This window comes from Pantoea sp. BRR-3P (assembly GCF_039621635.1).
Taxonomy (GTDB): domain Bacteria; phylum Pseudomonadota; class Gammaproteobacteria; order Enterobacterales; family Enterobacteriaceae; genus Pantoea; species Pantoea floridensis.
The window spans coordinates 2447205-2460498 of sequence record NZ_CP155066.1; the positions used below are offsets into that span (position 1 = coordinate 2447205).

General features: G+C 51.9%; 13 protein-coding genes. 6 read left to right on the forward strand and 7 right to left on the reverse strand.

The annotated features are described in order from the left end of the window. Position 1 precedes the first annotated feature (1 nt). Entirely contained in the window at positions 2–577 is a 576-nt protein-coding gene (locus AAGR08_RS11385) for a YceI family protein (RefSeq protein ID WP_345826896.1), read from the forward strand. Between the two features lie 35 nt (positions 578–612). Here the strand turns inward: AAGR08_RS11385 and AAGR08_RS11390 are convergent, their stop codons facing one another. Next, complete coding sequence (locus AAGR08_RS11390) at positions 613–1668, reverse strand: rhodanese-related sulfurtransferase (protein WP_097094283.1); 1056 nt, start codon at positions 1666–1668, stop codon at positions 613–615. A 266-nt stretch (positions 1669–1934) separates the two neighbouring features. Between AAGR08_RS11390 and AAGR08_RS11395 the strand changes: the two genes are divergently transcribed. From AAGR08_RS11395 to AAGR08_RS11405, 3 genes are all read left to right on the forward strand, one after another. Next, positions 1935–2858 carry a Kdo(2)-lipid IV(A) acyltransferase gene (locus AAGR08_RS11395; RefSeq protein ID WP_097094285.1) on the forward strand — a complete coding sequence of 308 codons (924 nt, stop codon included), beginning with the start codon at positions 1935–1937 and terminating at the stop codon, positions 2856–2858. A 558-nt stretch (positions 2859–3416) separates the two neighbouring features. Then, positions 3417–3683 (forward strand): hypothetical protein, encoded by a 267-nt coding sequence (locus tag AAGR08_RS11400; RefSeq protein ID WP_097094286.1) that lies wholly within the window; start codon positions 3417–3419, stop codon positions 3681–3683. A 119-nt stretch (positions 3684–3802) separates the two neighbouring features. Beyond that, positions 3803–4201 (forward strand): MysB family protein, encoded by a 399-nt coding sequence (locus tag AAGR08_RS11405; protein WP_097094287.1) that lies wholly within the window; start codon positions 3803–3805, stop codon positions 4199–4201. Between the two features lie 3 nt (positions 4202–4204). On the opposite strand, the gene AAGR08_RS11410 is transcribed toward AAGR08_RS11405, so the two are convergent. The 3 genes from AAGR08_RS11410 to AAGR08_RS11420 form a co-directional block, all read right to left on the reverse strand. Next, positions 4205–4444 (reverse strand): YceK/YidQ family lipoprotein, encoded by a 240-nt coding sequence (locus AAGR08_RS11410; protein WP_097094288.1) that lies wholly within the window; start codon positions 4442–4444, stop codon positions 4205–4207. Positions 4445–4588: 144 nt separating this feature from the next. Continuing rightward, a complete protein-coding gene (gene mdoH, locus AAGR08_RS11415) occupies positions 4589–7138 on the reverse strand; it encodes a glucans biosynthesis glucosyltransferase MdoH (RefSeq protein WP_097094289.1) in 2550 nt (849 codons plus the stop codon). Continuing rightward, entirely contained in the window at positions 7131–8666 is a 1536-nt protein-coding gene (locus AAGR08_RS11420) for a glucan biosynthesis protein (RefSeq protein ID WP_176519187.1), read from the reverse strand. The genes mdoH and AAGR08_RS11420 overlap by 8 nt, the downstream gene beginning before the upstream one ends. 278 nt (positions 8667–8944) lie before the next feature. Here AAGR08_RS11420 and mdoC point away from each other — a divergent pair, with 278 nt between their 5' ends. After that, the gene (gene mdoC / locus AAGR08_RS11425) at positions 8945–10069 is read left to right on the forward strand and encodes a glucans biosynthesis protein MdoC (RefSeq protein WP_345826897.1); all 1125 of its coding nucleotides are present in this window, start codon (positions 8945–8947) and stop codon (positions 10067–10069) included. Between the two features lie 31 nt (positions 10070–10100). Here the strand turns inward: mdoC and AAGR08_RS11430 are convergent, their stop codons facing one another. Next, positions 10101–11564, reverse strand: coding sequence for a phospholipase D family protein (locus AAGR08_RS11430; protein WP_345826898.1), 1464 nt, complete (start codon positions 11562–11564; stop codon positions 10101–10103). Positions 11565–11717: 153 nt separating this feature from the next. Between AAGR08_RS11430 and AAGR08_RS11435 the strand changes: the two genes are divergently transcribed. After that, positions 11718–12866 carry a beta-glucosidase gene (locus tag AAGR08_RS11435; RefSeq protein ID WP_345826899.1) on the forward strand — a complete coding sequence of 383 codons (1149 nt, stop codon included), beginning with the start codon at positions 11718–11720 and terminating at the stop codon, positions 12864–12866. On the opposite strand, the gene AAGR08_RS11440 is transcribed toward AAGR08_RS11435, so the two are convergent. Beyond that, positions 12863–13036, reverse strand: coding sequence for a hypothetical protein (locus tag AAGR08_RS11440; protein WP_176519118.1), 174 nt, complete (start codon positions 13034–13036; stop codon positions 12863–12865). The two genes, AAGR08_RS11435 and AAGR08_RS11440, sit on opposite strands and share 4 nt — an antisense overlap. Before the next feature lie 39 nt (positions 13037–13075). Then, entirely contained in the window at positions 13076–13219 is a 144-nt protein-coding gene (locus tag AAGR08_RS11445; RefSeq protein WP_007893692.1) for a hypothetical protein, read from the reverse strand. Between the last annotated feature and the right edge of the window lie 75 nt (positions 13220–13294).

The following is a 13294-nucleotide window of genomic DNA, read 5'->3' on the forward strand; positions in this document are numbered from 1 at the left end:
CATGTTAAAAAAGACATTATTGGCAGTAGCGGCGGCGGGATTACTGAGCGTCAGCCTGACGGCCAACGCTGCGGACTACAAGTTTGATAAGGAAGGCCAGCATGCATTTGTCCAGTTCCGTATTCAGCATTTGGGTTACAGCTGGTTATACGGCACTTTCAAAGACTTTGACGGCAGCTTCACCTTTGATGAAGCCAATCCGTCGGCGGACAAGGTCAACGTTACGATTAATACCAATAGTCTCGATACCAATCATGCGGAACGCGATAAGCACCTGCGCAGCGCGGATTTCCTCAATACCGGCAAGTTCCCGCAGGCCACCTTTACTTCCACCAGCGTGAAGAAAGAGGGCAAAGAATACAAAGTTACCGGCGACCTGACGCTTAATGGCGTCACTAAACCGGTGACTTTGGAGGCAAAACTGATTGGTGAAGGCAAAGATCCGTGGGGCGGCTATCGCGCAGGATTTGAAGCCAGCGGGGAGATTGTGCTGAAAGAGTTTAACATCAGCAAAGATCTTGGCCCGGCAGCGCAGAAAGCGGAATTGATTATTTCAGTTGAAGGCGTGCGCCAGTAAGAAATGCAGCCTGAATCCTTCAGGCTGCAGTCAGATTACTTTTTATCGGGTGCCGGAATCGCCATTGTCATGTTCAGCAAACCACGCGATTTGTTGAACACTTTGTTACCGTTCTCGCGACCCGCACGGCGTGCGCGCTGCTCTTCAGGCGAAAGCATTGACTCTTCCATGCAGATTGGACTGCAGCAGTTTTTATACTTTTCCGCGCAGCTTGGGCACTGGATAAACAGCAGATGGCAGCCATCATTCACGCAGTTGGTGTGGCTGTCGCAAGGCGCACCGCACTGGTGGCAGCTGGAAAGAATATCGTCAGAGATCCTTTCGCCCATGCGCTCATCGAAGACAAAATTTTTGCCCTTGAAGCGCACCGGTAAACCCTGCTCACGCGCGCGGCGCGTGTACTCAATAATGCCGCCTTCAATATGATAAACATCATTGAAGCCGTTATGTTTCATCCAGGCGCTGGCCTTTTCGCAACGAATGCCGCCGGTGCAATACATGACGATCTTCTTATCTTTGCGATCCTGCAACATATCCACCGCCATCGGCAGCTGATCGCGGAAGGTATCCGCCGGGACTTCCATGGCGTTATCGAAGCGGCCCACTTCATATTCGTAGTGGTTACGCATATCCACAAATAGCGCATCTGGATCATCAAGCATCGCATTGACGTCAGCCGCTTTCAGGTAAGCACCGACATCGCTGGCATCAAAACTGGCGTCTTCAATGCCGTCCGCAACGATGCGCTCACGTACTTTCAAACGCAGTACCCAAAAGGATTTGCCATCATCATCCAACGCAATATTCATGCGCAGATTATTCAGCGCTGCGTCGAAAGCATACAATGTCGCCTTCATTTGTTCATAACGGCTGGCGGGCACGCTAATCTGTGCGTTGATGCCTTCGTGCGCCACGTAGACGCGACCAAACACCTTGAGTTTGGTTAACTCAACGTAAAGAGCATCACGGAACGCTTTGGGGTCGGCAATCTGGAAATATTTGTAAAAAGAGACTGTGGTACGTGGTTCGGTTTCCGCCAACATACGTTCCTTCAGCTCTTTATTGGAAACAAGGTTATGTAACACTGGCATGGTGTTCGTCCTGTTAGCAATCAGAGAAATTTAGCGCGCGTATCATACCCGAATTCAGCATGATTCGAAACGTTGGCGAGAAAAGCCTGACGGCGTGCAAAATGCACGCTTTTCTGCGCTGCAATTGCATTTTCGTGCGTATACCTGCTGTCGGATTTGGATCCGCCATCTATGCTTGATTTCAGCCAGGAGGAAAAAATGGCATAATCACACCCAATTACAGAAACCGGACTCTCTGGCATCAGACGCAGGATACTGACATTTCCATGACTCAACTTCCCCAACTCACCCGTGAACTCCTTCATCCTCGCTATTGGCCGACATGGATCGGCATTGGTTTTCTCTATGTGCTGGTGCTGCTGCCCTATCCCGTGCTGCATGCTATCGGCTGCGGACTTGGGCGTATTGCGATGCGCTTCATGAAGCGCCGCGTAGAAGTGGCGCAGCGCAATCTGGAAGTCTGTTTTCCCGCGATGCCAACAAATGAACGCCAGGCCATGGTGAAACACAATTTTGAATCGGTGGGCATGGGCCTCATTGAAACCGGCATGGCTTGGTTCTGGCCGGACTGGCGCATCCGTAAATGGGTTGCTACCAGCGGCTTAGAGCATGTTAGTCATGCGCTGGCAGAGAAACGCGGCATTCTTCTGATTGGTATGCACTTTCTGACGCTTGAACTGGGCGCGCGCGTGTTCGGTATGCACAATCCAGGCATTGGCGTGTATCGTCCTAACGACAACAAATTGCTCGACTGGCTGCAAACCTGGGGCCGTATGCGTTCCAACAAAAGTATGCTAGACCGTAAAGATCTGAAGGGCATGATCCGCGCGATGAAGAATAACGACATTATCTGGTATGCACCGGATCATGATTACGGCCCACGCAGCAGCGTATTTGCGCCGTTCTTTGCCGTGCCGGATGCCGCCACCACCAGCGGTACGCACATGCTGATTCGCCTGGCTAATCCGAGTGTTGTACCGTTTCTGGCACGACGTCTGCCCAATGGCCGTGGCTATGAGCTGAAAATGATGCCGGATATCCGCGATAAATTCTCGCTGGAATCAGAACTCGACACTGCAACGGTAATGAATAAAGTGGTGGAAGAGACCGTTCTGCTCGCACCAGAGCAATATATGTGGCTACATCGCCGCTTTAAAACCCGCCCTGAAGGGCAGCCATCCATTTATTAATTGTGATGAGGCACACGGGGTGCCTCATCAATTCCCGCTGTGATTTGGCTTATCTGAGACATCATTTGGCTATTTTAGCTTCCTTCCAGACCAGCCTGAACTTAGCCTGATAGTTTGGTTAGTACCACTTTTAAGCGAGTTTTTTTCATTGCGGCCACGCGTTTTAGGTTAAATATTAACCTTTACAGGCGAGGCGTGAACAAAACGGTTCGCTAGTGCTTGATTCCCGATTTTAATCCTCATTAACATTTATGGGTAAGAATGTATCTCATCGGATCTGATTACTATCATTTCCAGGGCTAATCCTATTTAATATTTGCAAACTCTTCTACCACTCTAATCAATGTAATAAAATTAACTTAATAAACAAGGCATTGTCTGATTAAAATCATCTATATTCCATTTTATTCAATTATCATAGACCCTTATATCATTATGGAATTTGTTCCCTATAATAAATCCAGTTAGTTTCGACAGTGTCAGCTATTTTAATAAGTTCAATTTTGAAAAAAATATAAAAAGATTACACACAGCAAATATATCTCAGGAAACTATAAAATGAATAAAGGCATCTATTACTATGTCACGATCAGTACCGATCATGAAGGCTATCATCTTCTACATCGCAAAGAGTGTAAACGCCTGCCGGTTAAAGAGGATATGGTTTTTATTGGCACCCTCTATAATTTAAATCAGGCGCTTTCGACAGCACGCATTAATTTCAAAAAAGTCAAACCCTGTATTAAATGTTGTATCCGCTACTCGGCTCCAATTATTCATGAATCAGTCCGTCCTGTATTACATTTTCCGCAGAAAATAGCCTGACCTGTTGGGCGGTTGAATTTCAATCAACCGCCCAATCAATATTTGCTCTTTGCCCTTCACTTCGTGATTTTTCGTCTATCCTTCTGTGAAATCCCTTTTTAACAGACATGGAGTTGATGATGAGCCTGTATAGCACCCTAGAAGAAGCCATTGAAGCCGCACGTGAAGAGTTTCTCGCCAGCCAACCTGACATCGCCGAAGACGATGCCAGCGTCAGCCAGTTTGCACTACAGAAGTATGTGATGCAGGACGGCGACATTATGTGGCAGGCAGAATTTTTCGCAGAAGAGGATGGGCAAGGTGAATGCCTGCCGATCTCCAGCGGAGAAGCCGCACAGGCGGTGTTTGACGGCGATTACGATGAAGTCGAACTGCGTCAGGAGTGGCAAGCAGAAAACACCCTGCATGAGTGGGATGAAGGCGAATTCCAGCTTGAACCACCGCGTGACCTGGAAGAAGGCGAAGCGGCGGCGCAAGAGTGGGAAGACGATAATAGCCCCTCGGACAACCTGTCTTAAAGGTTATTCGTACGGGCCATGGCTAGCATCAACGGGCAGCAAAAGTGTGTCCATTACTAATGAGAGCGGAAGATCGAGAATGGTTAGCACGCGCCAGGGTCCGTCACGAACATCCCATTGCACGCCGGGATAATATTGATTGCCGTGCCCCTGTCCGGGAATAGTACGGCTAATAATGCTGCCACAGCCGGTAAGTAATAGGATAGCGGCGCTAAGCGCGGCGACTTTTAGGAAATAATTCACAACGTTTACTCACAATGAACGGGTGCCAGTTTAAACGCCTGTGAGGTGAAATAACCACACCTTCAGACGTAAAGATTACGTTAATTCAGCCAGATTAAAGACGAAAAAAAAGCGGCATTTCTGCCGCTTTTTACTTTTCTATCCTTAACGCTGTGGCAGCGCTTCAGGATTGAGCTTCAGCTTTTGATAGCTTTCTACCCACTGATGATATTTGTCCGCACTTTCCCACAGGCGTGAGTGTACGCGTGCCAGAACCACCGGATCGCTGATCAGCTGCAAACGCTGCTCGCGGTTCAGTTTTTCTGGTGCGTCACTCAGTGCCTGATCAACACGACGATCGCGTGCATGGTCCAGCAAATCGCTCTGCTTGTGACGTGAGGTGGCCATTGCCGTCGCCAGAGCGTTAAACGCGGGATTGAACAGCGCGTGCATAAAGCCATTTTTCAGCGCACGTTGACGGTTAATCTGCAGATAATGATCGGTATCGACCAACTCTTTCGGCGGCTCGTACTCTTCCGGAATCAGGAACAGTTTGGCGTTCTTACTCTTCTGCCCTACCGTGGCACGGCTCGACATCACCGAAACAAACGGCGACAGAATAAGTGAGAAGACAATCGGCGACAGCCACCACAGGAAGTTGAGATCGAGCAAGCCCATGCCGCCCGCCCACACCAGACCTAATAGCATCTGCGAACCATGGCGACGGAAGGCTTCACCCCACGGCGTGGCATCGTCGTCACGCTGCGGCGAATTCCACACCACTTCCCAACCGAGGAACGCGCTGACCACGAATACGGTGTGGAACAGCATGCGCACCGGTGCTAACAGCACCGAGAACAGCATCTCCAGAATCAGCGAGCAGAACAAGCGGATGGCACCACCGTAAGGTTTTGCGCCTTTGAACCAGATCAGCACCACGCTCAGCAACTTCGGCAGGAACAGCAGAACCAGCGTAGTTGAGAACAGCGCAATCGCCAGGTCCGGTCGCCACTGCGGCCACACCGGGAACAATTGGCGCGGCTGCAGGAAGTAGGTCGGTTCCATCAGCGTATGCACCACCTGTAAGGCGGTGGAAAGCGCGAGGAACATAAACCATAGCGGCGCAGACAGATAGGACATCACGCCCGTCAGGAATACCGCGCGGTGAACCGGATGCATACCTTTCACTAGGAACAAGCGGAAGTTCATGAGGTTGCCGTGACACCAGCGACGGTCGCGCTTGAGCTCATCCAGCAGGTTCGGCGGCAATTCTTCATAGGAACCCGGCAGGTCGTAGGCGATCCATACACCCCAGCCTGCACGACGCATCAGCGCCGCCTCGACGAAGTCATGTGAAAGGATGGAACCGGCGAAAGAACCTTCTCCTGGCAGCGGTGCTAACGCACAGTGTTCGATGAAGGGCTTCACACGAATAATGGCGTTGTGGCCCCAGTAATGTGATTCACCCAGTTGCCAGAAGTGCAAGCCGGCGGTAAACAGCGGGCCATACACACGCGTAGCAAACTGCTGACAGCGCGCATACAGCGTATCCATGCCTGACGCTTTTGGCGACGACTGGATAATACCGGCGTTCGGGTTGGCTTCCATCATGCGTACCAGACCGGTAAGACACTCACCGCTCATCACGCTGTCGGCATCCAGCACCACCATGTAGCTGTAGTTGCTGCCCCAGCGGCGGCAGAAGTCATCGATGTTGCCGCTTTTACGCTTCACACGACGACGACGACGGCGATAGAAAATCTTACCTGCACCGCCGACATCACGCACCAGCTCCATCCAAGCTTTTTGCTCGGCGATAGCGATATCCGCATCGTAGCTGTCGCTCAGAATGTAAACGTCAAAGTGCTCGGCATTGCCGGTACGTTTGACCGATTCCCAGGTCGCACGCAGGCCGGCAAACACACGCTCAACGTCTTCATTACAGATTGGCATGATCAGTGCCGTACGGTGTTCCGGATTCAGCGGTTCATCACCGGTGGTTGAATACGAAATACTGTATTTATCACGCCCAATCAGCAACTGCAGGAAGCCCATCAGCGCGGTCCAGAAACCGGCAGAAACCCAGCAGAACAAAATGGCAAACAGGAACAGAATCCCGGTCTGCAAAATGTAAGGCAGGATCAGCTCAACTGACTGCAACCAGTTCTGGTTAAACATCTCGATGGGATCGATCAGCGTCCAGCCCTGATAGGGCAGAATGGTTTTCATGTACCAGGTAGCCACGACGGTTTGCAGAATCGTCAGAATCAGCAGCACGTAACGGCGCATGGAACCCACGTGACGCCACTTATCTTCGGTTTTCTGCTCTTCCACCGAAGCATAGCGCGGCGTGGATTTCTTACCACGTACCGAATCCCAGGCGCGCGCAATGGGGTTAGTACGCCACACCTCAGGAAACATCAGCGAACGCTTCACCTTTGGCATGGCCTTTAGCGTGGTGCGATCGAGATAATCCTTGCTCAGCTGTTGACCCTCCGCCAACGAGTCAGGCCAGGCCATTTGCACACGGGACGAGACCGATTTCAGCGGCGCATCGTCCGGACGCTCGCTGGCGGCGATATCCTGCCCCAGCGTCGAATGAATAGCGTGGAACGCCTGCGCATTCTGGAGTGAATCGCTCAGACGGGCACGCCCTGCCGCATCAAGCGGCAGGGCCTCCACGTAGGATTGAGGTAGAAATATCGATTTATTCATTGGCAGGTAGCTGATAGCTCCAGGTTTCCGTCAATGTCTTGTCGCCGCTCACCAGCGCTGCGCGCATCTCGGTTGGCTGCTTGTTATCTTTCACACGCAGACGCAACACTAAACGCCAGCCTTTGGTCACCGGATTGTAGCGAACGCTTTGCTCAACCACATCAGCGTTATTACCCACGCTAACCTGCGGAGCCACTTGCGTATCTTCCGGCAGCTTGCTCATCGCTTTGCCAACGAAATCCACGGTGAAGGCGATCGAACCGTCTGGCTGACGCACCAGATTCGACTGTTTAACATCGCCAGCGGAACGCAGCGTGTCTTTCACCCAGGCAATGTCGTCTGAGTGCAGCTGGTTCTCGTCACGGGTGAAGTGCAGACGATACTGGAAGTTCATCTCTTTGCCCGGCTCTGGCAGTTTTTCCGGCGTCCAGAAAGCAACGATATTATCGTTGGTTTCATCGGCGGTCGGAATCTCTACCAGCTCAACGCGGCCTTTACCCCAATCACCCTGCGGCTCAACCCAGCCACTTGGGCGCAGGTCGTAGCGATCGTCGAGATCCTGGAAACGGCTGAAGTCACGCGTGCGCTGCAGCAGACCAAAGCCTTTCGGGTTCTCAACGGTAAAGGTGCTCACCGCCAGATGTTTCGGGTTATTCAGCGGACGCCAAATCCACTCCCCATTACCCGCGTGAATGGAAAGACCGTTCGAATCGTGCAGCTCTGAACGGAAGTTGGTCACCGGCGATGGCTGGTTCGCACCAAACAGGAACATACTGGTCAGCGGCGCAACGCCAAGCTTGCCAACGTTATCACGTAGGTAAACTTTGGATTGCACATCAACGGTTGATTCTTTGCCCGGACGGATGGTGAAGCGATAGGCACCGGACGCACGTGGCGAATCCAGCAGCGCATAAATCACCAGCTGTTTATCCTGCGGTTTTGGACGCTCAATCCAGAACTCTTTAAAGCGCGGGAACTCTTCGCCGGAAGGCAGCGCGGTGTCAATCGCCAGACCACGCGCGGAAAGACCATACACTTGCCCTTCGCCAATCACACGGAAATAGCTGGCGCCAAGGAAGCTGGAAATTTCGTCGTCTTTTCCTTTTTTATTTAAAGGATACAACACCTTAAACCCAGCAAAGCCGAGGTTTTTGACTGAATCAGCATCGTGCTTTACGTTGCCGAAATTGAAATAGTCAGGGTTATATTTAATTTCACGCACGGAAGACGCGGTGACTTCATTAATTTTCACCGGCGTATCGAAATACATGCCCTGATGATAGAACTCAAGCTTAAACGGCGTGCGCAGTTTGCCCCAATAAGCTTTGTCGTGGTTAAACTGGATCTGCTGATAATCAGCAAATTTCATTTCACGAAACTGAGAGGGTAAATTGCTCTTTGGCGCTTCGAAACTTTTCCCTGCCAACGCCTTGGCTTGTTTTGCTACATCATCGATGTTAAACGCCCAACTATTGTTGGCATACATAGCCAGCAGAACTGCCGCGCCTACCCAGCGCATCTTTACCAGTCCCACTTTATTATTCACATTATTCAGCACATCCCCCCCTTTCGTGTGCTTAGATCAAACCCGCTTATCTTAAAGGATTATTCGGTTTTCCGACAGCGTATGTAAAAGATTGTTCCGCTGATTTGTAAGCTGAAAGTGTGCTTTTCGGATAATTAAACCCTGCAAAATCACCTACAGATTCACCTGATAGTATACCCTGTTTACAGCCGGTAGAATTTTCATTCGGCATAATCCGGTTTCAGGGCGAAACCGGCAAGTAAACTGACTATTGGAAGATTATGAGTTCAGCTAAACCCCAACGTGAATATTTCCTCGACTCGATTCGAGCGTATTTAATGTTATTAGGCGTGCCATTTCACGTCTCCCTGATTTACTCTACGCAACGATGGGCCGTCAACAGCCATGACGCCTCAATGTGGTTGACGGTATTGAATGATTTTATTCACGCCTTCCGCATGCAGGTGTTCTTTGTAATTTCAGGCTATTTTTCCTACATGCTTTACTTGCGCTATCAGCCGCAGCGCTGGCTGAAGGTGCGTCTGGAGCGCGTCGGCATTCCGCTGTTAACGGCGGTTCCGCTCATCACCCTGCCGCAGTTTTTCATCACCAAAAACCTCACCGATAAGATAGGTGACTGGAACCAATTTTCGCTCTACGACAAATACAACACGCTGATGTGGGAGCTGATCTCGCACCTGTGGTTCTTATTGGTCCTGGTGATCCTGACCACGTTCGGGATGTTGGCGTTTCGCTGGCTGAGCACACAGCAGCGTCGCATTGATTATCAGCAGATTGGCTGGGGGAAACTCACGCTGGCGCTGCTGGCTTACGCGCTGGTTTGGTGTATTTTCCGGCGCGTATTATTTATTGTGGCTCCGGCCGTATTCGCCGATGGCCTGTTTAGCATTGCCGTGATGCAAACGTTGATGTTCTTGCCGTTCTTCATGTTAGGCGCGCTCAGTTGGAAACATCAGGCATTGAAAGCGCTGTTTGTCCGCTTCAATCCCGTTGTGTGCTTTGGCGCCATTGCGGTATTCATTGCTTACAGCCTGAATCAGCGATACAGCAGCGGTGAGGGCTGGCTTTACGAAATTGATATGCTTGTTTCGACGTTGATGGGATTGTGCATGCTGAATGTCTGTTTTAGCTTCGGCCACAATCTGCTAAACAGTCACTCTCCGCGCATCATGTATCTGGTTAATGCTTCGCTGTTTATCTATCTGGTACACCATCCGCTGACCATTCTGTACGGCATCTACATTACGCCGCACATTGGCAGCAACACGCTTGGCTTCTTCCTTGGCTTGTTGATGGTATTTGGCGTGGCCTTTACGCTGTACGAAATTCATCTGCGTATTCCGCTGCTGCGCTTCCTGTTCTCAGGTAAGCCGCAGCGCAAATAGACGTCGGGCCAGCTAAGCTGGCCCGATTGCTTTAGAGCAACCACTCCACGGGTAATCGCCACACCAAACGCACCAGCAAACGCTGCATTAGCGTGCACTGCGGCTCATGTTTATGCACCACTTCGCCCTGCTCTCCGGCAAACTCTACCCAGTTAACGCGTCCCCATTTATCCAGACGTAGCGTCCAGGCACGATCGCGCATCCCAGCGATAAAACGCTGATGGGTTTGCTGCGCCAGGGCTTCACTCTCAATGACCAGTCCCATTTCGGTATTTAGCACCGCCGATCGTGGATCAAAATTAAACGATCCAATAAACACCTTACGTTTATCTACGGTAAACGTTTTGGCATGCAGACTTGAACCCGAGTTACCGGTTAACCCGCGGTCATGCGGTGCGCTTTGCTGGTTATCCTGCGGTTTTAGTTCATACAAAGCGATGCCGTGGCGCAGCAGCTTTTTACGCCAGCGCGCATAACCGGCGTGCACCACCGTAACGTCATTAGCCGCCAGTGAATTGGTCAGTACCGCAATTTTGACGCCGCGCCGCTTCAGCGCCAGCAGCTGTGCCACACCGGAACGCGTAGGAACAAAGTAGGCGGAGATAATATCAAACTGCTGCTGCGGCGTGCCGATGACCTCCAGCATACGCTGGGGCAGTAAATTGCGGCGTTTCGCCTTTCCAAGGCCTTTACGTGGATCGTCGCTCAGCAGTCGTGACGCCGCCCACGTCATATCCAGCTCGCCCTGCTCCATCTGGCTAATAAACGAAGAGTGCTTGAGTCGCGCCAGATAGCGCTCAACGGCTTCACTCTGCTGCCATTCAACCGGCAATCGCACCGCCTGATGCGCATCGCCGCTAACATCAACCACCTTGCGCAGCGGTGACACCGCTTTGCTGCGCCAATAGCGTTCAAAATCCTGCGTCACTTCATCGACGACTGGACCAATCGCCAGCACATCCAAATCGGTAAACAGCGGTTCATTGCCGGTACCAAAATACTCATCGCCGATATTACGACCGCCCACCAGCGTGGCAGCGCCATCCACCGTTAAACTTTTATTGTGCATACGCCGATTAAGGCGGGAAAAATCGGTGAGATAGCCAAGCGCACGTAGCGTACGGAATGAGAATGGGTTGAACAGACGCACGGCGATATTGGCATGCCGATCGAGTTCGGCCAGCGTTTCATCCAAACCCGGCGTGTTGTTGTCATCCAGCAACAAACGCACCTTCACACCGCGCTCGGCGGCATCCAGCAGCGCGCTAAACAATAAGCGCCCAGACATGTCGTTGTGCCATATGTAGTACTGCACATCAATGGTGTGCTGCGCCATGCTCATCAGTTGATAGCGCGCTGCAAAGGCATCCAACCCGTCGTTAAGCGGATGAATGCCGCTCTTGCCAGGATGTAAGGCGCAGCGCGCGTCGACACCTGGCTTTAGCCCCCTGCCCGCTGGTTCTTCGGGCGGCAAAGATGTTGCTGCTTCACTCATAGTGAATCCCTGAAAGCTGTGGACCTATAATTGTTAGTATCGCCGCGCAGAGAAGCAATCAGAGCCTTCCACTTCTGCCCACTGGCACAACGTTTATTTAGTCTAGACTTAGCCAAGCGTTCTGCATCCGGCCTTCATCGTGAGGAGAGGATTATGACTCAGCAAACCCTGCGCCATCACCCTCAGCTGTTCCAAAGCTTCTTTCAAGGCAGTTTTCCCTGTTCCACCGCCTGTCGGGCAGGCGGACGCAGGCTGGATATGGTGATCAGCAGCGGGCATGACATGCTGCTGGAAAAAGATTATGCCGCGCTAGCACAAGAAGGATTACGCACGGCGCGCGATGGTGCGCGCTGGCATCTGATTGAAGCCACACCCAATGAATATGACTGGCGCTCGTTTCTGCCCATGGTGCACGCAGCGGCGCGTCATGATGTGCAGATTATCTGGGAGCTGGCGCACTTCGGCTACCCCGATCATCTTGATATTTGGAAAGCCAGCTTTGTCGATCACTTTGAGCGCTTCGCGCGCGCGATGGCGCAGCTGATGCATGACGAAGGCGTTGAAAAACCGTTTTTTACACCGATTAATCAAATTTCATTCTGGTCGTGGGCAGGCGCCGACGTATCCTGGCTCGATCCTTATGCCAGCGATCGTGGCAGAGAATTAAAACGCCAGTTAGTCCGCGCCTCGCTGGCGGCGATGCACGCCATTCGAGACATTTATCCGGATGCACGCTTTGTGTTGACCGATCCGCTGGTACAGGTAGCAACGCATCCCGATAATCCTGACAGTAAACCTTACGCCGACGCGCAGCATCAGGCGCAATTTGAAGCCTGGGATTGGCTGGCCGGACGCGATGCACCGGAACTGGGAGGCCGCGAGGATTTTCTCGATATTCTTGGCCTCAATTATTACCCCGATAATCACTGGTTCTTTTCAGGTGAAACCATTCCGCTCGATCACCCAACGCGTCAACCGCTGCACCGTTTGCTGATGCAGTGCTGGCAACGCTATCAGCGCCCCATGCTGCTGGCAGAAACCGGGGCCGAAGGTGATGCGCGTGCGCCCTGGCTGCGTCAGGTGAGCGAAGAAGCGCGGCTGGCGTTAGAGCAAGGTGTGGCGCTGGAAGGTATTTCACTCTATCCGGTGGTGGAGTATCCGGCATGGGCCGACGATAGACGTTCACCAGGCGCGCTGTTTGGCCTGGGCGATCCTAACGGCAATCGCACTCTGCATGAAGCGCTGGCGCTGGAGTTACGCAGTCAACAGATTAAGTGGCAAAGTTGGCAGAAAAGGGATTAAGACTGCTGGGTGTTTACCCTGTTCTGAGGACAGGTTTGGACATCCAAGGTTGGATCCACCGGGTGACGCACGTCGGTGAGCCAGGTCATGGTGAAGAGAAACACCACGCCAATCAAACAGGCGGATAACAGGCCAATTATGGCGATCAGTTTGTCATCTCTGGATTCCATCGACATCTCCTCACAGACCTCCCTTTCCCGTTGCTGACGTTAACTCATCCACAGCGTAATCATCAGGACGAAGATTATAAGGGTAACCGACGTCACTGCAAGCACCACTATGGCGAAGAGCGCATCATCCAGCGGTTGGCGATAAGGTTCGTCGTGATCGTCAGGTGGTGCAGGTGAACTCATGGTGACTCAAACATAGGGCGAGTTTTCGAGCAGGATTGCCGAGGAGAGTGTAATGCAAAGTGCGGTAAGGTACAG